20 protein-coding genes are annotated in these 25990 nt (G+C 72.4%); 11 read left to right on the top strand and 9 right to left on the bottom strand.

Features of this window, described 5'->3' with window-relative positions:
- Positions 1-11 precede the first annotated feature (11 nt).
- From ABD340_RS17775 to ABD340_RS17765, 3 genes are all read left to right on the top strand, one after another.
- Positions 12-839 (top strand): Crp/Fnr family transcriptional regulator, encoded by an 828-nt coding sequence (locus ABD340_RS17775; RefSeq protein ID WP_344590086.1) that lies wholly within the window; start codon positions 12-14, stop codon positions 837-839.
- Positions 840-891: 52 nt separating this feature from the next.
- Entirely contained in the window at positions 892-1887 is a 996-nt protein-coding gene (locus tag ABD340_RS17770; RefSeq protein ID WP_344590085.1) for a LysR family transcriptional regulator, read from the top strand.
- Positions 1888-2108: 221 nt separating this feature from the next.
- Positions 2109-3365 carry a M14 family zinc carboxypeptidase gene (locus ABD340_RS17765; RefSeq protein WP_344590084.1) on the top strand — a complete coding sequence of 419 codons (1257 nt, stop codon included), beginning with the start codon at positions 2109-2111 and terminating at the stop codon, positions 3363-3365.
- Positions 3366-3431: 66 nt separating this feature from the next.
- Here the strand turns inward: ABD340_RS17765 and ABD340_RS17760 are convergent, their stop codons facing one another.
- The 4 genes from ABD340_RS17760 to ABD340_RS17745 form a co-directional block, all read right to left on the bottom strand.
- Entirely contained in the window at positions 3432-4184 is a 753-nt protein-coding gene (locus ABD340_RS17760; RefSeq protein ID WP_344590083.1) for a succinate dehydrogenase/fumarate reductase iron-sulfur subunit, read from the bottom strand.
- On the bottom strand, positions 4184-6118 hold the full coding sequence (locus ABD340_RS17755) for a fumarate reductase/succinate dehydrogenase flavoprotein subunit (RefSeq protein WP_344590715.1): 1935 nt from the start codon (positions 6116-6118) through the stop codon (positions 4184-4186). The genes ABD340_RS17760 and ABD340_RS17755 overlap by 1 nt, the downstream gene beginning before the upstream one ends.
- A 2-nt stretch (positions 6119-6120) precedes the next feature.
- The gene (locus ABD340_RS17750; protein WP_344590713.1) at positions 6121-6756 is read right to left on the bottom strand and encodes a succinate dehydrogenase cytochrome b subunit; all 636 of its coding nucleotides are present in this window, start codon (positions 6754-6756) and stop codon (positions 6121-6123) included.
- Positions 6757-6951: 195 nt separating this feature from the next.
- Positions 6952-8211, bottom strand: a complete 1260-nt coding sequence (locus tag ABD340_RS17745; protein WP_344590082.1) for a PP2C family protein-serine/threonine phosphatase — start codon at positions 8209-8211, stop codon at positions 6952-6954.
- 355 nt (positions 8212-8566) lie between these two features.
- Here ABD340_RS17745 and ABD340_RS17740 point away from each other — a divergent pair, with 355 nt between their 5' ends.
- Both ABD340_RS17740 and ABD340_RS17735 read left to right on the top strand, forming a co-directional pair.
- Positions 8567-10228, top strand: a complete 1662-nt coding sequence (locus ABD340_RS17740; protein WP_344590081.1) for an ABC transporter transmembrane domain-containing protein — start codon at positions 8567-8569, stop codon at positions 10226-10228.
- A gap of 15 nt (positions 10229-10243) precedes the next feature.
- Positions 10244-12010 (top strand): ABC transporter ATP-binding protein, encoded by a 1767-nt coding sequence (locus ABD340_RS17735; RefSeq protein ID WP_344590080.1) that lies wholly within the window; start codon positions 10244-10246, stop codon positions 12008-12010.
- 9 nt (positions 12011-12019) lie between these two features.
- Here ABD340_RS17735 and ABD340_RS17730 read toward each other — a convergent pair whose 3' ends face one another.
- Entirely contained in the window at positions 12020-14116 is a 2097-nt protein-coding gene (locus ABD340_RS17730) for a S9 family peptidase (RefSeq protein WP_344590079.1), read from the bottom strand.
- Between the two features lie 266 nt (positions 14117-14382).
- Between ABD340_RS17730 and ABD340_RS17725 the strand changes: the two genes are divergently transcribed.
- The 3 genes from ABD340_RS17725 (at position 14383) to ABD340_RS17715 (ending at position 17520) form a co-directional block, all read left to right on the top strand.
- On the top strand, positions 14383-15786 hold the full coding sequence (locus ABD340_RS17725) for a serine/threonine-protein kinase (protein ID WP_344590078.1): 1404 nt from the start codon (positions 14383-14385) through the stop codon (positions 15784-15786).
- A 93-nt stretch (positions 15787-15879) separates the two neighbouring features.
- Positions 15880-16782 carry an N-acetyl-1-D-myo-inositol-2-amino-2-deoxy-alpha-D-glucopyranoside deacetylase gene (mshB, locus tag ABD340_RS17720; RefSeq protein WP_344590077.1) on the top strand — a complete coding sequence of 301 codons (903 nt, stop codon included), beginning with the start codon at positions 15880-15882 and terminating at the stop codon, positions 16780-16782.
- A gap of 21 nt (positions 16783-16803) precedes the next feature.
- Positions 16804-17520: a DUF6113 family protein gene (locus tag ABD340_RS17715; protein ID WP_344590076.1), complete on the top strand. Its 717-nt coding sequence runs from the start codon at positions 16804-16806 to the stop codon at positions 17518-17520.
- Here the strand turns inward: ABD340_RS17715 and ABD340_RS17710 are convergent.
- The 3 genes from ABD340_RS17710 to rocD form a co-directional block, all read right to left on the bottom strand.
- Complete coding sequence (locus tag ABD340_RS17710; protein WP_344590075.1) at positions 17405-19069, bottom strand: DHA2 family efflux MFS transporter permease subunit; 1665 nt, start codon at positions 19067-19069, stop codon at positions 17405-17407. The two genes, ABD340_RS17715 and ABD340_RS17710, sit on opposite strands and share 116 nt — an antisense overlap.
- Positions 19070-19093: 24 nt before the next feature.
- Entirely contained in the window at positions 19094-19672 is a 579-nt protein-coding gene (locus tag ABD340_RS17705; protein ID WP_344590074.1) for a PadR family transcriptional regulator, read from the bottom strand.
- A gap of 128 nt (positions 19673-19800) precedes the next feature.
- A complete protein-coding gene (gene rocD / locus ABD340_RS17700) occupies positions 19801-20994 on the bottom strand; it encodes an ornithine--oxo-acid transaminase (RefSeq protein WP_344590073.1) in 1194 nt (397 codons plus the stop codon).
- A 128-nt stretch (positions 20995-21122) separates the two neighbouring features.
- Here rocD and ABD340_RS17695 point away from each other — a divergent pair, with 128 nt between their 5' ends.
- Positions 21123-21578 carry an Lrp/AsnC family transcriptional regulator gene (locus ABD340_RS17695; RefSeq protein ID WP_344590072.1) on the top strand — a complete coding sequence of 152 codons (456 nt, stop codon included), beginning with the start codon at positions 21123-21125 and terminating at the stop codon, positions 21576-21578.
- Here ABD340_RS17695 and ABD340_RS17690 read toward each other — a convergent pair.
- Positions 21571-22671: a serine/threonine-protein kinase gene (locus tag ABD340_RS17690; RefSeq protein WP_344590071.1), complete on the bottom strand. Its 1101-nt coding sequence runs from the start codon at positions 22669-22671 to the stop codon at positions 21571-21573. The genes ABD340_RS17695 and ABD340_RS17690 overlap by 8 nt on opposite strands.
- 123 nt (positions 22672-22794) lie before the next feature.
- Here ABD340_RS17690 and rraA point away from each other — a divergent pair, with 123 nt between their 5' ends.
- Together rraA and ABD340_RS17680 are read left to right on the top strand one after the other, a co-directional pair.
- A complete protein-coding gene (gene rraA, locus ABD340_RS17685; protein ID WP_344590070.1) occupies positions 22795-23274 on the top strand; it encodes a ribonuclease E activity regulator RraA in 480 nt (159 codons plus the stop codon).
- 132 nt (positions 23275-23406) lie between these two features.
- Positions 23407-25473 (top strand): M6 family metalloprotease domain-containing protein, encoded by a 2067-nt coding sequence (locus ABD340_RS17680; RefSeq protein WP_344590069.1) that lies wholly within the window; start codon positions 23407-23409, stop codon positions 25471-25473.
- The last annotated feature ends 517 nt before the right edge of the window (positions 25474-25990 follow it).

Below are 25990 nucleotides of genomic sequence, written 5' to 3'. Positions count from 1 at the left end.
AGCGTGGTGGCATGAGCCCCCTGGAGCCCGGCTCTTTCCTCGCCGAACTCACTCCCGAAGAGCGCGCCGACCTCGAGTCGCGCGGCCGGTTCCGCGATCTCGGGCGCGGCGAGGTGCTCTTCCACGAGGGGGAGATGTCGACCTGGGTGGCGGTGCTGGTCGCGGGCCGGGTCAAGGCGTTCTCCGACCGCGAGCACGGCGGGGAGGCGCTGCTGGACGTGCGCGGCCCCGGCTCGCTGCTGGGCGAGGTGGCGGCGATCGACGGGCTGCCGCGGTCGGCGACGGTCGCCACGCTGGAGCCGGCGCGGGTGCTGGCGCTCACCGAGGAGGAGTTCATGTCCTTCCTCCGCGCGCACGGCCGGGTGTCCATCCTGATCATGAAGATGCTGTGCCGGCGCTGGCGGGACGCCGACCGGCGCCGGGTCGAGTTCGGCATGTTCGACGCGACCGGACGGGTGGCGCAGCGGCTGGTCGAACTGGCGGAGCGGTTCGGCGTCCCGTACGAGCCGGGCGGCCGGTCGCGTGCCGGCGGCGGGCACGGAACGCGTCCCAACGGCTCGGGTGCGCGTCCCGGCGCCGGCTCCACGGGGCCCGGGACGGCCGGCCGCGGCGCCCCGCGGCCGGGACGGCCCGGCCCGCAAGGCGACCGGCCGGGGGACGCGACGAGCGTGCAGATCACCCTGAGCCTGTCGCAGGAGGAGCTGGCGGGGTGGGTCGGCGCCTCCCGCGAGGCGGTCAGCAAGGCGCTGGGCACGCTGCGGCGGCACGGCTGGATCGAGACCGGACGGCGGCGCGTGATCGTGCACGACCTCCAGGCGCTCCGCCGCCACGCCCGCTGATCGCCAGGGGCGGCCATGAGGCGCTGACCTGGCGGGTCGTACCCTGTGCAGGATGCAGCTGCAGCAGCTCGCCTACTTCGTCGCGGTCGCGGAGGTACGGCACTTCACCCAGGCGGCCGAGATCCTGCACGTGGCGCAGCCCTCGCTGTCCAAGCAGATCCGCGCGCTGGAGGCCGAGCTGGGCGCGTCGCTGTTCAGCCGGGCGCGCGGGAACATCAGCCTGACCCCGGCGGGCGAGGCGCTGCTTCCGCTGGCCAAACGCATCCTGGCCGATGTGGACACGGCCCGGCTGGAGGTGCAGGAACTGGCCGGGCTGCGCCGCGGACGGGTGCGGCTGGGCGCCACGCCGTCGCTGTGCGCGGGGCTGCTCGCCGACGTGCTGCGCCGTTTCCACGACGCCTATCCGGGCATCCGGCTGATCGTCGAGGAGGGCGGGTCGCGGGACCTGGTGCGCGATCTGACCCGCGGGTCGCTCGACCTGGCGCTGGTGATACTGCCGCTGCAGGGCGACCCGCCGCTGGAGACGACCCCGATCCTGCGGGAGAACCTGGTGGTGGCGTCCCCGACGGAGCCCGAGCGGCTGCCGCGGCGGCCGTACCTGCGGATCGAGGATCTGCGGAACCGGCCGCTGGTGATGTTCCGGTCCGGCTACGACCTGCGCGAGGCGACGATCGGGGCGTGCCGCACGGCGGGGTTCGAGCCGAGGTTCGCGGTCGAGGGCGGGGAGATGGACGCGGTGCTGCGGTTCGTCGAGGCCGGGCTCGGCATCGCCGTGGTGCCGAGCATGGTGCTCGCGGGACGGCCCCGCCTGCGCGGCACGCCGCTCGTCCTGGCCGAGGACGGCGTCGAGCGGGGCCAGAACGGGCCGGGGCTGCAGCGCACGGTCGCGCTCGCGCGCCGCAAGGACGTCGATCCGACGCATGCCGCCCGCGCCTTCCAGGAGACGCTGGAGACGTACCTGGTGGAGGCGGCGCTGGACGGCAGCCTCCCCGCGGGCGTCGACGCGATCGGCTCGATCACGGCGGTTCCAAGACGTCAAGGCCAATGATGCTGTGTTTTCTGCAATCCCGGCCCAGGGTGCTCGCCTGGCGGCTCGCACCCTGACCGTGCTCGGTGCGAGCGCGACATCGCTTCGCGATCTGGCCGGTGAAGCTCGCCTCCGGCATCGCATCACCGGCCAGGTAGCGCGCTCGCGCGGTAGCTGAGGCCGCTTCGAGACAAACAGGACTTAAGATCCGGGCAAAGTGATCTTTAGCCCCCGGAGATCCCATGGTCCCTGTACTCCCGTCCCCCCGCCGTTCCGCCGCGTTCCTGATCGTTCCGCTCGCCCTCGGGCTGGCCGCGCCGCCCGCGTCGGCCGGTGCGCCGCCGGCCCCGCCGATGCCCCCGCAGGAGTGCAGCGACGAGCCGCGCGACCTGCCGACCTGGAAGTTCGTCGACTACGACGAGATGCGCACGGAGCTGGCGCGGATCGAACGCGCGAGCCGCGGCCGGGTGGACGTGCGGGGCGCGGGCGCGTCCACCCGCGGCCGCTCGATCTACACCGCCACCGTCGGCACCGGGAAGAAGGTCTTCCTGGCCAACAGCGAGATCCACGGCAACGAGAAGACCGGCACCAGCTCGCTGCTGCGCATCCTGAAGTGGCTGGGCACCTCGGGCTCGCCGGAGGCCGCACGGCTGCGCCGCGAGATCACCTTCGTGGCCGTACCGAAGATCAACCCCGATGGGGCGGAGCTGGACCGGCGCGGCAACGACCATTCGTGGGACGCGGTCCAGAGCGAGTTCCCGCAGCTCAAGGGTCGTCCGCCCGCGTGGAACTACCTCAACGGGACGCAGCAGGGCGACGACTACACCCAGCGGCCCGGCTTCGACCTCAACCGCGACTTCAACGTGGACCTGGACTACAAGCCGAAGCCCGAGGACGTCCCAGGGCAGTCGTCCGGCTTCGGCTGGTTCCTCAACCCCGAGTCGCAGACGCTACGCGACATCTACAAGCGCCTGCGCGCACGCCACGGCAAGGTGGACGTCTACGTCGACCTGCATCACCAAGGGGCGTGCGTTAGGGAAGACGCCCAGAACCGGCTCCTGGACGTCGCCGTGGACTACCCGCCCCTGCCGGACGTGTTCTTCCAGCCCGGCGGCAAGTACGCCCCGTACGCCGACACCTACCCCAAGAACTTCTCCAAGCAGCTCGCCATCAGCGCGTTCCGTGGGATCGAGGACGGCGGCCACATCGCGGCCCGCTACCCGCACGCGCCCACGCGCGACCTGCCCGGACAGGCGCGTTCCTCATTCGGGCTCAACGGCACCGGGACGGTGCTGTTCGAGGTGCGCGGCCAGACCCAGTCGATGGGCCACTACCAGTCCGAGCGTTTCATCAGCGCGGTGACGGGCGGGCTCAAGAACATGCTGAACGACCTCGCCACCGGCAAGGTCCGCGGCATCGACCCCGACGGCTTCGAGCGACTCCCCGGCACGGTGGAGGACGAAGGCGCCCGCGCCCTGCGTGCGCTGGAGGAACGCTGACCGAATGGAAAAGGCGCCCTGGGCCACCCCAGCCCAGGGCGCCTCGCTTGAGGCGACTACCTCTCGCTACTTCTTGCGGCCCCCGGCGCTGGCCTTGAGGTAGTCGTTGTTGAGCCGGCCGATGACGTCCAGCGGGATGCCCTTCGGGCACGCCACCGTGCACTCACCGGTGTTGGTGCAGCCGCCGAAGCCCTCGTCGTCGTGGGTGTCCAGCATGTCGACGACCCGGTCCCAGCGCTCGGGCTGGCCCTGCGGCATCAGCCCCAGGTGGGTGACCTTCGCGCCGAGGAACAGCGCGGCCGAGCCGTTCGGGCAGGCCGCGACGCACGCGCCGCAGCCGATGCACTCGGCCGCCTCGAACGCCCGGTCGGCGTCCGGCTTGGGCACCGGCACCGAGTGCGCCTCCGGCGCTGTGCCGGTCGGGGCCGAGATGAAACCGCCCGACTTGATGATCCGGTCGAACGCCGAACGGTCCACGACCAGGTCCTTGACCACCGGGAACGCCTTGGCCCGCCACGGCTCGACGTCGATGACCTCGCCGTCCTTGAACTTGCGCATGTGCAGCTGGCAGGTCGTGGTGTTGCGCTCGGGGCCGTGCGGCGTCCCGTTGATCACCAGGGAGCACATGCCGCAGATGCCCTCGCGGCAGTCGTGGTCGAACGCCACCGGCTCCTCGCCCTCGGCGATCAGCTTCTCGTTCAGGACGTCCAGCATCTCCAGGAACGAGGCGTCGGGGGAGATGTCGTCGAGCTTGTACTCGACCATCTTTCCCTTGTCCTCGGGGGCCTTCTGGCGCCAGACGCGCAATGTCAGCTTCATTACTTATATGACCTCTGGCTCGGCTTGACGTATTCGAACTCCAGGGCCTCCTTGTGGAGGACGGGCAGCTCGCCCGCCCCGGCCCATTCCCAGGCGGCGACGTAGGAGAAGGCGTCGTCGTCGCGCTTGGCCTCGCCGTCCTCGTCCTGGCTCTCGGCCCGGAAGTGGCCGCCGCACGACTCGGCGCGGTGCAGCGCGTCGACGACCATCAGCTCGCCCAGCTCCAGGAAGTCGGCGACCCGGCCGGCCTTCTCCAGCTGCTGGTTGAGCTCCTCGCCCCTGCCGGTGACCTTGACCCGGGTCCAGAACTCCTCGCGCAGCGCGGGGATGAGCTCCAGCGCCTTGCGCAGGCCCTCCTCGGTGCGTTCCATGCCGCAGTACTCCCACATGATGTGGCCGAGTTCGCGGTGGAAGGAGTCGACGGAACGGTCCCCGTCGATGGACAGCAGCCGTTCGATCTGGTCCTTGACCCGCGTCTCGGCCTCGGCGGCGGCGGTGTCGTCCACGGGGCCGAGGTCGTTGCGGGCGATGTAGTCGCCGATGGTGTTCGGCAGCACGAAGTAGCCGTCCGCCAAGCCCTGCATCAGCGCGGACGCGCCGAGCCGGTTGGCGCCGTGGTCGGAGAAGTTCGCCTCGCCGATCACGAACAGGCCGGGGATGTTGGACTGCAGGTCGTAGTCCACCCACAGCCCGCCCATCGTGTAGTGCACGGCGGGGTAGATGCGCATCGGCGTCTCGTACGGGTTCTCGCCCGTGATCCGCTCGTACATCTCGAAGAGGTTGCCGTACTTGGCCTCGACGGTCTTGCGGCCCAGCCGCTCGATCGCGTCGGCGAAGTCGAGGTAGACGCCCAGGCCGCCGGGGCCGACGCCGCGGCCCTCGTCGCACACGTTCTTGGCGGCGCGGGAGGCGATGTCGCGGGGGACCAGGTTCCCGAACGAGGGGTAGATGCGCTCCAGGTAGTAGTCGCGCTCGCCCTCGGGGATGTCGTACGGCCTGCGCTCGTCGCCCGCTTTCTTCGGCACCCACACGCGGCCGTCGTTGCGCAGCGACTCCGACATCAGCGTCAGCTTGGACTGGTGGTCGCCGCTGACCGGGATGCAGGTCGGGTGGATCTGGGTGTAGCAGGGGTTGGCGAAGTAGGCGCCGTGCTTGTGCGCCCGCCAGGACGCGGTGACGTTGGACCCCATGGCGTTGGTGGACAGGAAGTACACGTTCCCGTAGCCGCCGCTGGCCAGGACCACCGCGTCGCCGGTGTGCCGCGAGATCTCGCCGGTGATCAGATTGCGGACGACGACGCCGCGGGCCCGGCCGTCATCCATGATCAGGTCGAGCATCTCGTGCCGCGCGTGCAGTTCCACGTTCCCGGCGTCCACCTGCCGCATCAGCGCCTGGTACGCGCCGAGCAGCAGCTGCTGGCCGGTCTGGCCGCGGGCGTAGAACGTCCGGGAGACCTGGGTGCCGCCGAACGAGCGGTTGTCGAGCAGGCCGCCGTACTCGCGGGCGAACGGCACGCCCTGCGCCACGCACTGGTCGATGATCTGCGTGGAGATCTCGGCGAGCCGGTGCACGTTGGACTCGCGGGCGCGGAAGTCGCCGCCCTTGACCGTGTCGTAGAACAGCCGGTGCACGCTGTCGCCGTCGTTGCGGTAGTTCTTGGCGGCGTTGATGCCGCCCTGCGCGGCGATCGAGTGGGCGCGCCGCGGGCTGTCCTGGAAGCAGAACTGCACGACGTGGTACCCGGCCTCGCCCAGCGTGGCGCCGGCCGAGCCGCCGGCCAGCCCGGTGCCGATGATGATGATCTTCTTCTTGCGCTTGTTGGCCGGGTTGACCAGCTTCGCCTCGAACTTGCGGGTGGTCCAGCGGTCCGCGATCGGCCCGGCCGGGGACTTGGCGTCGGCGACCGGCTCGCCCGGAGTGTAGAAGTCGTCCATGATCAGCTCACCCATCCGAAGGCGACGGAGACGGGCACGGCGAGGAACCCGACGGTGACCAGCGCGGCCACGGTCGCGGCCAGCGCCCGCAGCGCGCGCTCGTTGCGGGGGGTGCGCAGCCCGAGGGTCTGGAACGCGCTCCAGACGCCGTGCCGCAGGTGCAGCCCCACCAGCAGCATCGCCACCACATAGAAGATCGTCACGTACCAGCGGGACGGGGCGAAGCCCTCCACCACCCGCTCGTACGGGGTGGCGTCCCGGCCGCCCGGGTTCACCACCAGGAACGTCATGTCCAGCAGATGCCAGATCACGAACAGCGCGATGATCAGGCCGCCGAACCGCATCGTGTGCGTGGCGTAGCCCTGCGCGTGCGACTTCTTCTTGGCCTGGTACTTCACCGGACGGGCCTGGGACGCGCGGCGGGCCAGCGACACCGCCGACCACATGTGCAGCACCACCGCGGCGAACAGCACGACCTCGGTCAGTGTCAGGACCGTGCGGTACGGCACGGCGGGCTCGCCGACCGTGCGCAGCCAGTGCGCGTAGTGGTCGAAGGCCTCCGCCCCAAAAAAGATCTTGAGGTTGCCGGCCATGTGCCCGAGCAGGAACAGCACGAGCACGCCGCCGCTCACGGCCATGACCGCCTTCTTGCCCACGGTCGACCGGTAGATCGCAGGAATCGCTATAGCCACGAGCGCACGGTACGACCGCGAGGTTCAAGACATCCAAGTCATGGCGGTACTCGTTTCCATAGCCTGTGGCTATGACGCAAGCAGCCTGGGCATTTCCGGCGTCTCACCACATCGTCCAAGGTGAGAGACCTCACAGGCGGGTCAGGAACTCCGCGCGGGATCGCGGGACAGCAGCAGCACCGCCAGGTCGTCGGTCAGCGCGTCGCCGTTGAGCTCCTCGACCTCGGCGACCAACGCGTCGATCAGCCCCCGGCCCGCCGCGCCACGGCCGCGCGCCTCGCGGGCCAGCGCCACCAGCCCGTCGGTGCCCAGCCGCGCCGGGCCCTCGCCGACCCGTCCCTCGATCAGCCCGTCGGTGTAGAGCATCAGGCTCCACGACTCGCCCAGGTCGATCTCGGTGGTCGGCCACTCCGCACCCTGCACCAGGCCCAGCGCGGGCCCGTGCGCGTACTCGGGCAGCGCCACGACCTCGCTCTCCCGGAACAGCAGCGGCGCCGGATGCCCGGCCAGGTGCATCCGCGCCGTCCGCAGCGACGGCGCGATCGTCATCATGCACAGCGTGGTGAAGATCTCCTCGCTGCGCCGCTCGTGCCCCAGCACCGTGTCGAGCGTGCCGAACAACTGCTCGCCGGTGTGCCCGGCCAGCACCAGCGTCCGCCAGGCCATCCGCAGCTGGACGCCCAGCGCCGCCTCGTCGGGGCCGTGCCCGCACACGTCCCCGATCATGAGGTGCACCGCGCCGCCCTCGGTCTGCACGGTGTCGTAGAAGTCGCCGCCCAGCAGCGCCCGGCGGCGTCCCGGACGGTACCGGGTGTGATGCCGCAGCCCGGGATCGTCGATCAGCGGCACCGGCAGCAGGCCCCGCTCCAGCCGGGCGTTCTCCCGGCCCAGGATCCGGGCCTCCACCAGCCGCCGCTCGGTCTCCTCGGCGCGCTTGCGCTCGATCGCGTACCGGATCGCGCGGGCCAGCAGCGGCCCGTCCACCTCCTGCTTCACCAGGTAGTCCGCGGCCCCCGCGGCGACCGCCCGGACCCCGAGCCGGGCGTCGAGCCGCGCGTCGTCGAACCCGGTCAGCACGATGACCGCGGCGTGCCCGGAGATCGCCAGAACCTCCCGCAGGCCCTCGACGGGGTCCCGGTCGCCGGACGCGGACAGGTCGACGATGATGCACTGGGTCCGCCGGTTCAGCAGCCGCCGCGCCGCAGGCAGCCCGTCCGCGACGGCCAGGCCGATCTCCAGCCCGCTCTCCGCGAGCATCTCCTCGACCAGGAAGACATCGGAGGGATCGTCGTCGATCAGGAGCAGGTCGACGCGATCCTCGCCGCCATGGGCGACGAGGTTGGAATGGGGTCTGGGGCCGTGCGGGAGCGGACTGTGCGAATGGTGGCTGACGGTGCTCACAAGGCTTCCGGAAGGTTGGCGGGCGGCGGCACAGGCAACGGCCGGAATCCCCGGTCCCGCATACGGCGGAACCGCGCGGACCTGGACCGGACCGCGCCGGGGCAGCGGCATCTGCCTAGCCGCCTGTGTCCCGGCTCATGGAGCGCAGGAGCATCGCTCCGTACTCACCCGACCTTATCGCATGGCCGCCGCATCCAGCTGTGTCTATCTGGTGAGTGCCCCCCACGTAGGCACGGCCTCCCCAGAATTAATCGCTCGAGATTTCTTGCCGTGGATGCTTAATCTGCCGGGCGTGAAGCCGTTGCCGGTGAAAGATCCAGGCAGGCCGGACCATCGTTCTTCGGTTCGCTACCTCTTGTGGCTCGGGCGCGCACAGGCGGCGACGCTGGTGGGCGGTGCCTCGCTGGGCGTGGTGTGGATGCTCAGCCAGGCGCTGATGCCGGCGGCGATCGGCCGTGCGATCGATCAGGGGCTGGCGGCACGGGATTCCGGTGCCCTGCTGGTGTGGGCCGGGGTGCTGCTGGGGCTCGGGGTGGCACAGGCGGCCGCCGGAGTCATGACGCACCGGTTCGCGGTGTTCAACTGGCTCGCGGCCGCGTACCGGACGGTCCAGGTGGTGACGCGGCAGGCGACCCGGCTGGGCGCGACGCTTCCCAAGCGGCTCAGCGCCGGGGAGGTCGTGAGCGTGGGCGTCGCGGACGTGTCGCACGTGGGCGAGGCGATGGAGATCACGGCGCGCGGGACGGGCGCCGTGATCTCCATCGCGGCCGTCGTGGCGATCATGCTGGTGTCCTCGCCGGAGATGGGCCTGATCGTGCTGGTGGGGGTGCCGGTGATCCTGGCGGTGGCGGCGCCGCTGCTGCGGCCGTACCGGGAGCGCGAGCAGCGGCACCGGGAGCTGGTGGGCGAGCTGAACACCCGGGCCACCGACGTGGTGGCGGGCCTGCGGGTGCTGCGGGGCATCGGCGGTGAGCGGCTGTTCGCCGAGCGGTACCGGGACGAGTCGCAGCGGGTGCGGGCGGCCGGGGTCGCGACGGCGCGGGCGGAGTCCAAGCTCACCGGCGCCGAGATCCTGCTGCCGGGCCTGCTGATCGCGCTGGTCACATGGGCCGGTGCCCGGTTCGCGGCGAACGGCGTGATCACTGTGGGCGAGCTGGTGGCGTTCTACGGGTACGCGGTGTTCCTGATCCAGCCGCTGAAGACGGTGGGCGAGCTGGCGGGCAAGCTGACCAGGGCGTACGTGGCGGCGGGCCGGGTGGTGGCGGTGCTGGAGCTGCGGCCCGAGGTGGCGCTGGACGGCACGGCCCGTCCGGCGGCGGGCGGTGAGCTGGTGGACGCGGCGTCCGGGCTGGTGGTGCGGCCGGGCGCGGTCACGGCGATCGCGGCGGCCGATCCGCGCGACGCCCAGGCGATCGCCGACCGGCTCGGCCGGTACGCCGACGGCGAGGTGACCTACGGCGGCGTGCCGCTGGCGGATCTGGCGGACGTCCGCGCGCGGATCCTGGTCGCGGTGAACGAGGACCGGCTGTTCTCCGGGCCGCTCGCCGACGGCCTGACGTCCCCGGGGACGGTGGACGGGGCACTCGACCGGGCGCTGGAGGCCGCGAACGCCGAGGACGTCGTGGCGGCGGTGGGCCGGGACGCGCATGTCGTGGAGGCGGGCCGGGAGTTCTCCGGCGGGCAGCAGCAGCGGCTGCGGCTGGCCCGGGCGCTGGCCGCCGATCCGGAGGTGCTGGTCCTGGTGGAGCCGACGAGCGCGGTGGACGCGCACACCGAGGCGAGGATCGCCGACCGGCTGGGGCCGGGCCGGGCGGGCCGGACCACGGTGGTGTGCACGACCAGCCCGCTGGTGCTGGACCGCGCGGACCATGTCGTCTTCGTCGAGGACGGGACGGTCGCCGCGGAGGGCGCGCACCGCGATCTGCTGGTGTCGGAGCCGCGCTATGCCGCCACCGTCACGCGCGGCGAGGCCGGCGACGGCAAGGACGCCAGGGCCGAGGCCGTCGTCTTCGACTGAACTGAGGGGAGAGCCGTGAGTGCCGAGATCCTGCCGGTGGCGTCGGCGCGGCAGGTGCGGGCGTACGCGCGCCGGCTGGTGCTGCGGCATCCGCGCGCGCTGTTCGGCGCACTGGGGCTGCACGCGCTGGCCGCCGTCGCCGGGCTGGTCACGCCGCGGCTGCTGGGCGGCCTGGTGGAGAACGCGGGCCGCGGCGGGGCGGGCATCGACACCGTCGGCGCCGCCATCGCGGCCTTCATGATCGTGCAGGGCGTGCTGATCCGGTACGCCTACCTGGCCTCGGCGCGGCTGGGCGAGCGGGTGCTGGCCGAGCTGCGCGAGGAGTTCGTCGAGCGGGTGCTGGCGCTGCCACTGGCCACGGTGGAGCGGGCGGGCACGGGCGACCTGGTGAGCCGTTCGTCCCGGGACGTGGAGACGCTGGGCACCAGCGTGCGGTACGCGGTGCCGGAGATGCTGATCGGGCTCGTGGTGACCGTCCTGACGGTCGGGGCGCTGATCCTGAACGGCCCGCTGGTGGCGCTGCCGTGCCTGATCTCGGTGCCGCTGCTGTGGGGGGTGATGCGGTGGTACCTGCCGCGCGCCCACTCCGGCTACCTGCGGGAGAACGCCCGCTGGGCGGATCTCACCGACACCCTGGCCGAGACCGTGCACGGCGCCCGCACGGTGGAGGCGCTGCGGCTGGCCGACCGCCGGCATCGCCGCGGCGACGCCGACATCGCCGAGTCGTACCGGGCGGAGCGGTACACGCTGCGGCTGCGCACCATGCTGTATCCGGCGATCGAGATGGGTTTCGTGCTGCCGGTGGCGGCGACGCTGCTGATCGGCGGGCTGTTCTACATCAACGGGATGGCGTCGCTGGCGCAGGTGACGGCGGCCACGCTGTACGCCCAGCAGCTGATCGGCCCGATCGACATGCTGCTGACCTGGCTGGACGAGCTGCAGCTGGGCGGCGCGTCGCTGGCCCGGCTGCTCGGGGTCGGCGAGGCCGGGGAGGAGCGGTCACCGGAGCCGGGCCGCCGCGTGGACGGCGAGCGGCTCACCGTGCGCGGCGTCCACTACGCCTACCGGGCGGGGCAGGACGTCCTGCACGGCATCGACCTGGAGCTGCGCCCGGGGGAGCGGCTGGCGATCGTGGGCCCGAGCGGCGCGGGCAAGTCGACGCTGGGCCGGCTGCTGGCCGGGATCGACGGCCCGCGAACCGGCTCGGTCACCGTCGGCGACGGGACCGGCGGGGTGCCGCTCGCCGAACTGCCGCTGGACGAGCGGCGCGGCCACGTCGCGCTGCTCACCCAGGAGCACCACGTGTTCCACACGACGGTGCGGGAGAACCTGGTGATGGCCCGCCCGGACGCGGCGGCCGAGGAGGTCGAGGCGGCGCTGCGCGCGGTCGACTGGGACGGCCCTGGCCTGGACACGCTCGTGGGATCGGGCGGGGAGACGCTCTCGCCCGCCCAGGCCCAGCAGCTCGCGCTGGCGCGCCTGGTGCTGGCCGACCCGCACACGCTCGTGCTGGACGAGGCGACCTCGCTGCTCGACCCCCGCGCCGCCCGCCGGCTGGAGCGCTCGCTGGCGGCGGTGCTCGACGGCCGTACCGTGGTGGCGATCGCGCACCGGCTGCACACCGCGCACGACGCCGACCGGGTCGCGGTGGTCGAGGACGGCCGGATCGCCGAGCTGGGCACCCATGACGAGCTGATCGCCGAGGACGGCTCGTACGCCGTCCTCTGGCGCAGCTGGCACGGCACCCCCCGGGACCCGGCCGCCGCCGCCAGTGATCAGTGATCAGTGGCGTTACCCGAGATTGCGTTTGAGGAAGTCGACCTGCAGGCGCAGCAGGTTCTCGGCGACGATCTCCTGCGGGGTCATGTGGGTGACGCCCGAGAGCGGCAGGACGGTGTGCGGCCGTCCGGCCGCCAGCAGCGCCGACGACAGCCGCAACGTGTGGGCCGCGACCACGTTGTCGTCCGCCAGGCCGTGGATGAGGAGGAGAGGGCGTTCCAGCTTGCCGGCGTTCTCGATGAGGGAGTTGGCGGTGTAGTTCTCCGGCTCCTCTTCGGGGTGGCCGAGGTAGCGCTCGGTGTAGTGGGTGTCGTAGAGGCGCCAGTCCGTCACCGGCGCGCCGGCCACGGCGGCGTGGAACACGTCGGGGCGGCGGAGCACGGCCAAGGCCGCCAGCCAGCCGCCGAACGACCAGCCGCGCACGCCGACCCGGCCCAGGTCGAGCGCGTCGGGATGCCGCCGGGCCGCCTCCTCCAGCGCGGCGACCTGGTCGTCCAGGACGGGGCCGGTGAAGTCCCCGCGCACGGCGCGCTCCCAGGCGGGGCCGCGCGCGGGCGTGCCGCGCCCGTCGGCGATCACGACGGCGAAGCCCTGGTCGGCGAGCCACTGGGGCTCGTAGAAGGCGCGGCGGGTGGCCAGCACCCGCTGGGCGTGCGGGCCGCCGTAGGGGTCCACCAGCACCGGCAGCGGGCCCGCGTCCGGCTCCCATCCGGTGGGCAGCAGCACGGCGGTGCGGATCTCCCGCTCGCCCGCGCGCAGCAGTTCGACCTTCGGCGTGACCTCGGGGACCTGGGCGAGCGAGGCGATCTCCCGCACCCCGGACGGGGTCCGCACCTCGACCGCGACGCCCGGCCGGTCCAGCAGGGACGCGGTCAGCACGGTGACCTCGCCGGTCCGGACGCCGCCGAACACGCCCTGGCCCTCGGTGAGCCGGGTGGCGGTGCCGGTCGCGCCGTCGTACGACCACACGTGCACCTCGGTGGGCTCCTCCGCGGCGGTGAACAGGATCCGCTCGCCCTCGGCGCCGAGCACCGAGCGCACCTGGAGCCCGGCGGGGGTGACCGGTTCGCCCGCGACGGTGAGCCGCCGGGTGTCGGTCCCGGCGTCGTCCACGACCCAGACCGGGCGGCCGGAGCCGGTGTTGCACGGCACGCCGGAGACGATCTCGGTCCAGACCGGGTCGTGCGCGGTGTGCAGCAGCTCGGTCTCGCCGTTGGACGGGTCGACGCCGAGCACCCGCTGGGCACGCTGGTCCCGCGACTGGACGACGATCCGCAGGCCGTGCCGGTCCCAGGACGCGGTGACGACGTAGGGGAACTCGCCGCGGTCCCAGGCGACCGCGACCCTGCCGCCGCCGTCGGACTTCACCAGGACCAGCGACACGATCGCATTGGGGGTGCCGGCGGCGGGGTAGGCGACCTCGTGCGCGGGACGGTCCGGGTTGGCGGGGTCGGCGATCGTCCAGCGGGTCACGGGGGTCTCGTCGACGCGGGCGACGAGGAGCGCGCCGCCGTCGGGGGACCACCAGTAGCCGCGCATCCGGTTCATCTCCTCGGCGGCGATGAACTCGGCGAGGCCGTAGGAGACCTGGTCGCTCTCCGGCTGGATCAGCGCCCCCTCGTCGCCGTCCGCGCCGCCGTCCCAGGCGGTGACGTGCACGGTGCGGCCCGAGACGTAGGCGATCCTGCGGCCCGCCGGGTCGAGGCGGGGGTCGAACACCGGCGTCGCGGCGGGCAGCGCGCGCACGTCCCCGGACCTGAGGTCGGCCGCGAACAGCTGCCCGGCGAGGGCGAACACCGCCCGGGTGACGTCCCGGTCGACCGCGTAGCCGACGATGCCGCCGGCCTGCTCCCGCGCCCGCTCGCGGCGCGCCCGCTCCTCGGGCGGCAGATCGGCCTCGCCGGGCAGGTCGAGGGCGGCGGGGTCGGCGACCAGGCGCTCCGCGCCGGTCGCGGTGTCCAGCGTCCACAGGCAGGTGACCGGGTCGTCGCCGGCCTTGGTCCGCAGGAAGGCGACGTACGAGCCGTCCGAAGCGATCTGGAAGGCGCGCGGGACGCCGAGGGTGAACCGCCGGGTGCGGGCGCTCTGCCGCGGGTAGCCGATGCTCATGGGATCCGAGTCTGCCAGGACGGACCCGGTGGTCATGGCCTGGTCCCGCCCTCGCGGAGTACGGTACGAGCCGGGCGTTCCGGAGCGGTCTCGGAGATTCGGGCCAGAGCGGAGCGCCGATTCCGACTGACCTCGTCGGCACCGCGATGTAAGGTGCCCGATCGGGAACCGCCAGTGATCGCGGGCACGCTGGCGTAAGCTCGAGACTTCTCCCCCATTCATCATTCATCACCATCACTTGACATCGCGGTACGAAGGAGTGGTCCATGCCGGAGCTGCAGCCGGGAGATCCCCGGCGGCTGGGTTCATACGAACTGCTCGAACGGCTTGGCGAGGGCGGGCAGGGCGTGGTCTACCTGGGCGTGGACGCCTCCGGGAGCCAGGCTGCGATCAAGTTGCTGCGAGCCGATCTGGCCGTGGACGCCGACGCCCGCAACCGCTTCGTCCGCGAGGCCCAGGCGGCCAAGCAGGTCGCCCGGTTCTGCACGGCGCAGGTGCTGGAGGCCGATGTCGCGGGGGACCAGCCCTACATCGCCAGCGAGTACGTGCCGGGCCCGTCGCTGCACAAGCACGTGATGGAGCAGGGGCCTATTCCGGGCGCCGCGCTGGAGCGGCTCGCGATCGGCACGCTGACCGCGATGGTGGCCATCCACCAGGCCGGGATCGTGCACCGCGACTTCAAGCCGCACAACGTGATCATGGCACCGGACGGGCCGCGGGTCATCGACTTCGGCATCGCGCGCGCCCTGGACACCGGGCAGACCGCCGCCACCAAGGCGATCGGCACGCCGTCGTACATGGCCCCCGAGCAGGTCGCCGGGGCCACCCTCACCGAGGCGGTGGACGTCTGGGCCTGGGCCACCACGATGGTGTTCGCCGCGACCGGGCGCCCTCCGTTCGGCGACGACACCGTGGTCGCGGTGATCAACCGGGTGATGCACGAGCCGCCCAGCCTGGAGGGGCTGCCGCCCGACCTGCACCGGCTGATCGCGGCCTGCCTGGCCAAGGAGCCCGAGCGGCGGCCCACCGCGCAGCAGCTGATGATGACGCTGATCGGCGCCGGCCCGGCCGCCCAGACCCAGATGGACGACCCGGCGCAGGCCACCACGCTGCTGGCCGAGGGGTCGCACCGGGCCGCCGGGGCGCCCATGCCCAGCGGCACCCAGCCGGTCGCCGACCGCACCCGCGCGATGCCGCCGGTCGGGGCCGGCGCGCCGCCGCTCCCGCCCGCGTACGGTCCCGGCGGGCCGCGTCCGCCGGGCCGGGCCGGCGGGCACCGGGCCTGGGAGCCCGAGCGCAAGTCGCGCTGGCCGGTCGTGGCGGGGGTCGGCGCGATCGCGGCGCTGGCGCTGGTGGTCGGGCTGATGATGGCCTCGTCCGGCGATGACACGCCGGGCAACGACCCGACCCCCGGTACCTCGGAGACCGTCCAGGACTCGCCGACCCAAGAGGACACCCCGGACGATACGCCGACGACCCGGATCACCCGCACCCGCGAACGCGAGCCCCAGCCGACCGTGCCGAGCAGGCAGCCGACCAGGTCCGAGCCGGCGCCGACGCAGTCGGACCCGGCGCCGACCGACTCCGCGTCGCCGCCCGACACCGAGGAGCCCCCGCCCGGCGACGACGAAACGCCGCCCGACGACGGCGGCAACAACCCCCGCAACTGAGCGTCACCGCGCCCTCCCGGCGGTGCCGCCGCGGCGGCACCGCCGGGAGGGCGGTACCCGATCGGGTCCCCGTCCTGAGTAGGCTCGTGTCTTATGAAGGAGCCGCGGATCCTGTTCGTCCACGCCCATCCGGACGACGAGTCCATCGGGACCGGGGCCACCATGGCCAAGTACGCGGCCGAGGGCGCCCACGTCTGCCTCGTCACCTGCACCCTCGGTGAGGAGGGCGAGGTCATCCCCGATGAGCTGCGCCATCTGGCCTCCGACAAGGAGGACCGGCTGGGCGAGTACCGCATCGGCGAGCTGGCCGAGGCGTGCGCCGCGCTCGGCGTGTCCGACCACCGCTTCCTGGGCGGGCCGGGCCGGTGGCGCGACTCGGGCATGATGGGCACCGCCACCAACGACGACCCCCGGTGCTTCTGGCGCGCCGATCTGGACACGGCCGCGGGGGAACTCGTCAAGATCATCCGCGAGGTGCGGCCGCAGGTCGCCGTCACCTACGACGAGCGCGGCAACTACGGCCATCCCGACCACATCCAGGCGCACCGGGTGACCTGGCGGGCGGTCGAGCTGGCCGCCGATCCCGGCCACGACGACGGGCAGGGCGGCGAGCCCTGGAAGGTCGCCAAGATCTACGCCTACGCCACGCCGCGCACCGTCCTGGCCCGGGCCATCGCGGTGATGCGGGAGGCGCGGCTGCCGTTCGGCCGGGTGGCGAGCCTGGACGAGCTCGGCTCCGGGGTGCCCGACGACCAGCTGACCACGGTGGTGGACTCCCGGGCCCACCTGCCCGCCAAGCTGGCCGCGCTGCGCGCCCACGCAACCCAGATCGTGGTGGCCCCCGAGGAGGTCGGGCCGTTCTTCGCGCTGTCCAACAACCTCGGGCAGCAGGCGTTCGGCACCGAGTACTTCATCCTGCTGGAGGGCGAGCGCGGCCCGGCCCTGGCCGGCGGGCGGGAGAGCGACCTGTTCGCCGAGCCTGCCCCGCCCTCCTGACCGGTCGCTACGCTTGCGAGCGTGAACAAGGATCGACCCCCGGCCGAGCCCGGCGGCCAGGACGAGCAGGCCGCGCCCCCCGCCTGGGCCCCACCGGACGGCCCGCACCCGCCACACGACCAGGGCGCGCCGAGCGCCCAGGCTCCGCAGGACGGCCAGGGTATGCAGGGAGGCCAGTGGCCGGTGCACGGCCAAGCGGTGCCGCACGGTCAGGTCCCGCAGTACGGGCCGGGAGGGCCGTACGGGCCGGTTTTCCCTTACGAGGCTGCCGTGGACGGGCCGCGGTCTGACGCGACGTTGGAGGCGTTCGTCTCCGGCGCGGCCTACGCGGCGCTCGGGCTTCTCGGCGCGCTGCTGGGGCTGGTCGGCTCGTTCGCGCAAGGCTGGACGATCGGGTCGGTACCGGTCGTGGCCATCGTGCTCATCCTGGTGAACTTCGGCCTCGCCCGGCTGGCCGGCTGGGCGATGCGCGGCCGGATGGGCCCGATGACGCTGGTGCTCGTCTGGGGGCTGGTCACGTGGTCGCTGTCGGTGCCCCGGGACGAGGGCGACCTGATCGTCCCGGGCACGCTCACCGGGTACCTGTTCATCATCGGCGGGCTGCTGGCCGGGGTGATCGCCGTCACGCTCGTTCCGGCCGCGCGTCCGGAGGGGAACTGGCTGACGTGGCGGGCCCCTGGACCGGCCCGGCCTCCGGGCCCGCCTCCGGGGCAGGGGCCGGCGTCCGGTAGCGCCTGACGGCGACGCTCGCGGCGGCGGCCAGCACGATGACCGCGACCGGGACCATCAGCGCGGGCCGCATCGCCTGGACGAACCCGTGCGCGAAGACGTCCGCGGCCAGGTTCTGGAAGCGTTGCGCCAGGTCCGGCGGCACGCTCGCGGAGAGCGGGTGGGCACCGGCGTGCTGTGCGGCGCCGATCTCCAGGCCGCCTTCGGCCGCACCCGCGAAGCCGTCGACGAACTCGCCGCGCAACCGCGACGGCAGCTCACCGGCCCGGGCGGCGGCCTCGTCCCGGAGCGCGGTCGCCAGCCGGTTCTGCAGCACCGCCCCGACCACCGCCGCGCCGAGGACCGAGCCGACCTGCCGGATCGTGTTGTTCACGCCGGCGGCGGCCCCGGCCAGCCGCGGCGGGACGTTGCGCGTCGCCTCGGTGGCCATCGGGGCGAACACCCAGCCGATGCCGATCCCGGAAAGCATGAACGGGCCGAGGAACGCCGTCCACGACCGTCCCACCTCGGCGGTGGCGTTGAGCCACAGCAGCCCGAGCGCGTACAGGACCAGCCCGCCCGTCAGGAGGGGCCGGCCGCCGATCCGGTCCGTCAGGCGTCCCGCCAGCGGGGCCAGCAGCATCGAGACGACCGAGGACGGCGCCATGACCAGCCCGGTCTGCAGCGCGCTGAGGCCCAGCACCGTCTGCAGGTAGAGGGTCAGCGGCAGCGCCATCCCGACCATGCCGATCGAGACGGCGCCGCCGACCAGGCAGAGGACGGCGAAGTTGCGGTCGCGGAAGAGCGCGAACGGTACCAGCGGCTCGGCGTCCTGCCGGGCCCGCTGGTGCAGCAGGAAGATCGCCAGGAAGACCGCGGCGGTGCCGGCCAGGGCCAGGATCCCGCCGTTCCAGTCGTGCTTCTGGCCCTCGGTGAGCGCGAAGATCAGGCAGAACAGCGCGGCCGAGGCCAGCAGCACGCCGGTCAGGTCGAAGCGGCGCCGGACGGTGCGGGTGCGGCCGGGCAGCACCGCGGCGGCCAGCACCAGCGTCAGCACGCCGATCGGCAGGTTGACGATGAAGATCCACCGCCAGTCCAGCGTGGTGACCAGCAGCCCGCCCACGGTGGGCCCGGTGATCGTGGACAGCCCGGCCACCGAGCCCCAGACGCCCAGCGCGACGCCGCGCCGCTCCGCCGGGAAGGTGCCGATGATGATCGACATGGTCTGCGGCATCAGCAGCGCGGCGCCCAGGCCCTGCACCGCCCGGGCCGCGATCAGCCAGGCCGGGTCCCGGGCGAGCCCGCACGCCAGGCTGGCCAGGGTGAACACCGCCACCCCGGCGATGAACAGGTTCCGCTTGCCCAGCAGGTCGCCCAGCCGGCCGCCGGTGATCAGCAGCACGGCCAGCACCAGGACATAGGCGTTGACCACCCACATCGCCTGGTCGAGCGAGGCGCCGAGCCCGGCCACGATGCCGGGGATCGCGATGTTGACGATGGTCAGGTCGAGCAGCGTCATGAAGAACCCGAGGGAGAGGGTGAGCAGGATCGCCCACGGGTTGCCGCGCCAGGTCCGCACCTGCGGTCTCCGTTCTAGTCGCGCCTACTCGCGTTCGCGGCCGCCGGACCAGGTCAGGCGTCCGGCCTCCAGGTCGTCGGCGAGATCGCGGACCAGGTCGAGTTCGGCCCGCCGGCGGGTGAGGGCGAGCTCGTGGTCGATCAGCTTGTAGCGCTCGAAGCCCTGCTTGCCGAGCACCTCGTACACGGCCTGGTCGGCGGCCAGCAGCGTCTCCAGCGCCACCTGGCGCCGCCGCAAATGCCGGGCGACCTCGTCCTCGGGCAGCAGGTTGACGAAGGCCAGCGCGGTGCCGAAGAGCGGGAACTCCTCGGCGGGCTCGGCCAGCAACTCGGTCATCCGCAGCCGCGCGGCGTCCCGGCCGTCGTCGGTGATCGCGTACACGGTGCGCTCGGGACGGCGGCCCGCCCGCCCGGTCTCCACCGGCTCGATCAGCCCGGCCGCCGCCAGCCGCTCCACCGAGTGGTAGAGCGAACCATGGGTGATCTTCACGGCCCGGTCGTAGGCGTGCTGGCGGATCCGCTGCTGCATCTCGTAGGGGTGCATCGGCCCGTCGTGCAGCATGCGCAGCACCGTGAGCGCGGGCGGTGCGATGGGTCTCGGCATGGGCGCCTCGTTCCCGGTATCTCGTCCATACAGAATAGTCCACTCAGACTAATCCGGCTGGATCGAGAAAGTGAGGGAGGGCTTCCCACAGCGCTGTGGAAAGCCCTCCCTCATGCCAGGGAAGGGGGTCAGCCCTTCAGGGCGATCTCCAGACGGTCCAGCGCCCAGTCCAGGTCCGCGCGGCTGATCACCAGCGGCGGGGCCAGCCGGATCGTGGTCTCCTGGGTCTCCTTGGCCAGCACGCCCAGCTCCATCAGCCGCTCGCTCACCGGGCGCGCTTCGCCGTACAGCTCGACCCCGGCCCACAGGCCGCGGCCGCGCACCTCGCGCACCAGATCGGGCGGCAGCGCGCCCAGCCGGCGGTGCATGTGCTCGCCCAGCGTGCGGGACCGCTCCTGGAACTCGCCCGTCCGCACCATCGCCACGACCTCCCGCCCGATCGCGCACGCCAGCGGGTTGCCGCCGAACGTGGAACCGTGCTGGCCGGGCTTGAAGACCCCCAGGACCGCCCGGTCGGCGACCACGGCCGAGACCGGCATGAGGCCGCCTCCCAGCGCCTTGCCCAGGACGTAGACGTCCGGGACGACGTTCTCGTGTTCCACCGCGAACGTGGTCCCGGTCCTGCCCAGGCCGGACTGGATCTCGTCGGCGATCATCAGCGTGCCGTTGGCCGTGCACATCTCGCGGACGGCGGTGAGGAAGCCGCTGGGCGGCACGTTCACCCCGGCCTCGCCCTGGATCGGCTCGATCAGCACGCCCACCGTGTCCTCGTCCATCGCCGCGCGCAGCGCCTCGGCGTCGCCGTACGGGACCGTCCGGAACCCCGGAGTGTACGGACCGTAGGAGTCCTTGGCGTCGGGATCGGTGGAGAAGCTGACGATGGTGGTCGTACGGCCGTGGAAGTTGCCCTCGAAGGTGACGATGTTCGCCCGTCCGGCCGGCACGCCCTTGACCTCGTACCCCCACTTGCGGGCGGTCTTCAGCGCCGTCTCCACCGCCTCGGCGCCGCTGTTCATCGGCAGCACCATCTCCTTGCCGCACAGCTCCGCCAGCTCGCGCGCGAACGCCCCGAACTGGTCGTGGTCGAAGGCCCGGCTGACCAGCGTGACCCGGTCGAGCTGGCGGCGCGCCGCCGCGGTCAGCCGCGGGTTGCGATGCCCGAAGTTGACCGCCGAATAGGCGGCCAGCATGTCCAGATAGCGCCGCCCCTCGACATCGGTGACCCAGGCCCCCTCGGCCTCGGCGATCACGATCGGCAGCGGGTGGTAGTTGTGCGCGCTGTGCTCTTCGGACAGGGCCCGCAGCTGGTCGGTCAGGCTCACGACGCTCCCTCCGGCGTTCTCGGGCCGGTGGCCGCGCCCGTGCCACGCTGGCCGCCCACCCATATTCAGCGTATGTTCGGGATCGGCGCACGACCAGCGTCCGGAATCGTCGTCCAGGAGGTGATCCGTTGCGTCTTGACGAGCTGGACCGTCGAATCGTTGCGCAGCTCCTGGAGCATGGCCGCGCCTCGTACGCGCAGATCGGCGACCGGGTCGGCCTGTCGGCCCCGGCGGTGAAGCGGCGCGTCGACCGGCTCCGCGCGGACGGCGTGATCACCGGGTTCGCCGCGGTCGTCGACCCGGCCGCGCTCGGCTGGACCACCGAGGCGTTCATCGAGATCTTCTGCACCGGGGCGACCTCGCCCGACGAGATCTACTCCAGCATCCGCAAGCATCCCGAGGTGATGGCCGCCTACACCATCAGCGGCGATGCCAGCGCGCTGGTGCACGTGCGGGTCCGCGACATCCAGCATCTGGAGCAGGCGCTGGAGCGGCTGCGGCGGGAGGACAACATCACCGCGACCAAGACCGCGATCGTGCTGTCCCGGCTGATCGGGCGGCCGACCGACACCCCGTCTAGTTGAGGAAGAGCAGCAGCAGGATCAGGACCAGCAGCCCGAACGCGCCGCCGCCGATGCCGAGCGCGACGACCAGGTCGTGCCGGTAGCTGCCCATCACCGGCTCCACGGCGTGCTGGGCGAGGGACGGGTCGGTCTGCGGCGGCTGCTCCGGGACGACGAAGTTGGGCCGGGGGCGCGCCTTGGCGGGAACGTCGGGTCGGGTGGACGGCGCGGTGGGCGCGGTGGGCGCGGACGGCGCGGCCGGAGCCGGAGGCTCGGGTGAGGGGGCGGGGTCGGGGTCGGGGAGCGGGGACGCGTCCGGGCGCGGCGGCTCGGCGAGGTAGGCGGGCAGCAGCTCGGCGAGCCCTGACGGCGGCCAACCGGCCTCCGGCGACCCGTCCTCCTTCGAATCGTCCTCCTCCAGTTCCGCGGCGAGCGTGCGCGGCTCGGGACGCTCGTCCGGCCGCTCGGCGAGGCAGCGCTCGATCGGGCCGCGCAGCTCGTCCGGGCAGTCGCCGAGGTCCGGCGGCTCCTGCCCGGTCGCCGCGAACAGGGCCGTACGGCCGAGCATGAACACATCACCGGGCGCGGACGGCTCGTGCTCCAGCGATCCGAAGTCGACGACGCGCGGCCCGTCCTCGGCGAGCAGCACGTTGGACGGCCGCAGATCGCCGTGCGCCAGGTCGGCGTCGTGCAGGGCCTGGAGGGCCTGCGCGAGGGCGTCCAGCAGCACGCGCACCGCCGGGACGGGCAGCGGCCCGTTCGCGGTCACCGCGTCGGCGAGGGTGGGGCCGGGGACGAACTCGGTCGCCACCCAGGGCCGCGACCCCTCGGCGTGCCCGTCGACCACCCTGGCGAGGAACGGCCCGCGGACGCGCTGGCCGGCGGCGATCTCCTGCTTGAAGCGGCGCCGGAACGCGTCGTCGGCGGCGAGTTCGGGCCGCACCGACTTGAGGGCCAGCCGCCGCCCGCTCTGGGTGGCCGCCAGGTACACGGTGCCGAGCCGGCCGGTGCCGAGCCGGGCCAGCACCCGGTAGCCGCCGATCAGTGCCGGATCTCCCGGTTCGAGCTGCTGGAACGGCTCGAACGCGGGGCCGGGCCGGCTGGGGGGCTGCATGGCGACCTCCTGGGTTCAGAAGAAGGTTTTACCGAAGATCACCGTGTCCTGTCAGGCGTCCGGCCTCCCCCGGCCCCGGACCGCCGATTACCTGCCGGTAGGGGTCTCGGTAGGCTGCCCCGCATGGACTTCGCGACCGCCGATCTGATCGATGACTTCGGGGACGAACTGCAGAGTTGCGAGACGCAGTTCCGCGGTTACGGGGCGCGCACCGCGTTCGCCGGCCCGATCGCGACCGTGCGCTGCCACCGCGACAACGCCCTGGTGAAGCGGCTGCTCAACACGCCCGGCGAGGGCCGTGTCCTGGTCGTGGACGGCGGCGGCTCGCTCGGCTCGGCGCTGATGGGCGACCTCATCGCCGCCGCGGCGGTGCGCAACGGCTGGGCCGGGGTGGTCATCAACGGCGCCGTGCGGGACGTCGCCACCCTGCGCACCCTCGAACTGGGGATCAAGGCGCTGGGGTCCAATCCGCGCAAGAGCGCCAAGGACGCCGCCGGCGAGGTGGACGTGGCGGTGCGCTTCGGCGGCGCGGAGTTCCGTCCCGGCGATCATCTCTACAGCGACGAGGACGGGATCGTCACCGCCCGCCGACCGCTCCTCTGACTCCCGTGACGGCCGCCCGGCGGCCACGGCGGTAGGTGCTAGCGCGGCGCGTTCAAGATCGGCTATCTCGGCCATTGCCGGGATGAAACCGGCGTCTCTACGGTCTCACCAACAACTGCAGACGGGTGAGACATGCGCGTTGACAAGAGACTGCTGGTACCGCTCGTGACGATCCTGACACTGTCCGCGGGGCTCGCGGCGGCGCCGGCGACCGCACGGCAGCGGGCGCCGATCCCCGAACCCACCAAGAACCCCTGGCAGATGCGGCACTGGCCGCAGACCCAGCCGTGGCAGCGCGCCCAGCAGCAGCGCACGTTCGCCGCGGGCGCCCCCAGGCCGATCGACCCGCAGGATTACGAACTGCCCGACACGATGACCTGGGACGACTACAAGCCCGTCCCGGGCACCTCCTGGGCCGACCAGTCCAGGAAGGGGTCGGTCAAGAACTTCAAGGGCGCGGTCGTCCTGGTCGACTACCCCGACCAGGAGTTCGTGGTGACCCAGGCCAAGAACTCCACGATCTTCGGCAACCCGAGCCTGGCCGGCGACGTCCCGCGCGGCGAGGTCGCCCGGTTCTACCAGGACTTCCTCAACAAGCCCCAGCAGCTCAACAGGGGGCACACCCTCCACGAGTACTGGATGGAGGACTCCGGGGGCCGCTACGGGGTCGACCTGACCGCGTTCGGCGCGTACCGGATGCCCGCCAAGGACCACGAGTACGGCGTGGAGAACCGCATGCAGGGCGGCACGGGCTGCCCCACCGGGGACACCTGCGACCGCGACATCCGCGCGGACGCGCGGGCGGCGTGGATCGCGGACGTGGGCGAGGCGAAGGCCAAGGAGTTCGACTTCGTCTTCTTCCTCTCCGCTGGACAAGATGAATCGTCCACGTGGCAGGAGTTCGGGCAGATGAAGTTCAACTCCCCGGAGGAGGTGACGCCCGAATGGGGCCCGAAGGACCCCGCGCTGCCCAACTGGGTGAAGACCCGGTACGTCCCGTGGTCGTCCTGGGCGTCGGGCTCCACCATTTGGCCGAACGCCGTCAGCGGTAGCTCGACCCAGGCGGAGAGCTCCGGAATGGGCGTCTTCGCGCACGAGTTCAGCCACATCCTGGGGATCGGCGACAACTACAACAACCCGTACGCCGTCCCCGCGCGGCGCGCGTACTCCGGTCCGTGGGAGATGCTGAGCCGGGGCAGCTTCAACGGCCCCGGCGGGCCGCACAGCCGGTGGATGGTCCCGGCGACGGGCGGCGGCTCGATGGGCGCCCAGCACACGCTCCGCAACAAGCTGAAGCTGGGCATCGTCGACCCAGATCACGTGCTGCGACTCGACCGCGACACCCTCGCCGCGTCCGGGGCCATGGTCGCCAAAGTGACCGCGCGCGCCGCCGACCCGGGCAAGGGCGGCCTGGCCGGCATCAACCTCAAGCTCGGCACGGGCGGGGACAAGAGCCCCGCGTGCGACGAGACCGCCGACGCGCTCTGCGACGGCGGCGGCTACGACAACTACACCCTCGAGGTCGTCGACCGGATGGGCTTCGACTCCTTCACACCCGACTCCGGCGTGCTGCTGTCCAAGACCAAGGACAAGGACGACGCCCCGTTCATCTGGGTGAAGGACGCCAACCCGCAGGACATCGACAAGGTCGACTTCGTCCTGCCGAACGGCACGCCGCAGAAGATGACGATCGGCGACTACCGGCAGTTGTCGGACGCGCTCTTCCACGCCGGGAACGGGTCGGGCAGCGAGTTCGAGTACGTCGACAAGGCCAACCGCCTGCACTTCTACGTGCTCGACCTCAAGCGCGACGGCAAGGGGATCCTGTCCTACACGGTCGCGATCCGTTCGCTGGACGGCGCCGGCTCTCAGCGGCGCGGGGTGAAGGTGGACAAGGGCCGGGTGCAGAACGCGGGCTCGGGCTGGATGAAGTGCACGATGCCGGTGCGCAACTCCGGCAAGGGCGGCAGCGGGAACCACGCGTCGGACGTGTTCCGAGTGACGGCGTCGGCGTCCGACGCCCGCTGGACGACCTGGGTGCCGAACTCGCTGGCCACCGCGAAGGCGGGCGAGCGGACGTCGGTGGAGGTGTGGGCCAAGCCGGCCGCCGGCGCCGACCCGCGGGCGAAGCTCCAGGTGAAGGCGGTCTCGGAGAGCGACCCGGGCAAGGCCGACAGCGGCACGTGCCGCCTGGGCTGATCCCGATGCCGGCCTGACGCGCCGCCGGCCCGGCTTGCCGGCGGCCCCTGCCGGTGGTCCCGTGACGTGCGGGATCGCCGCGGGGGCCGCGCTGCGACGCGCTTCCCCCAGGTGCGGTTTACCGCGATATCGAATCGTTATCAAGATTCGCGTGAGAGCGTCGTCGACACCCGTTCCGCGTGGCGGTACCGCTGACCTCCCAAGGATCTCCACCAGCGATGATGTCATTGCTTAGCGTGATCTTGGGTGAAAAGTCCGAATAATGCTAACTTCCGTGATCCCCTGGAGGTGATCACGTGAACGGTCGGCGCCTGCTCGCCCTGGCCGCCCCCCTTTCCATCGTGGCCATCGGAGCTCCCGCCTTCGCTTATTTCGTCCCCGACTACTCCGAGAAGGTGGCGGCGACCGCGTCCGCCGCGCCGCCGTCCAAGAGCCCCTACATCCTTAAGGCCGGCAAGGGGCCGGACGCAGGCGCCCTTGGCGGCATGGCCGAGAACCTGGAAACGACAGGCGTCCA

Source organism: Actinomadura vinacea (assembly GCF_039532545.1).
Classification (GTDB): Bacteria; Actinomycetota; Actinomycetes; order Streptosporangiales; family Streptosporangiaceae; genus Spirillospora; species Spirillospora vinacea.
This window is presented reverse-complemented; position numbering and strand designations above follow the sequence as displayed.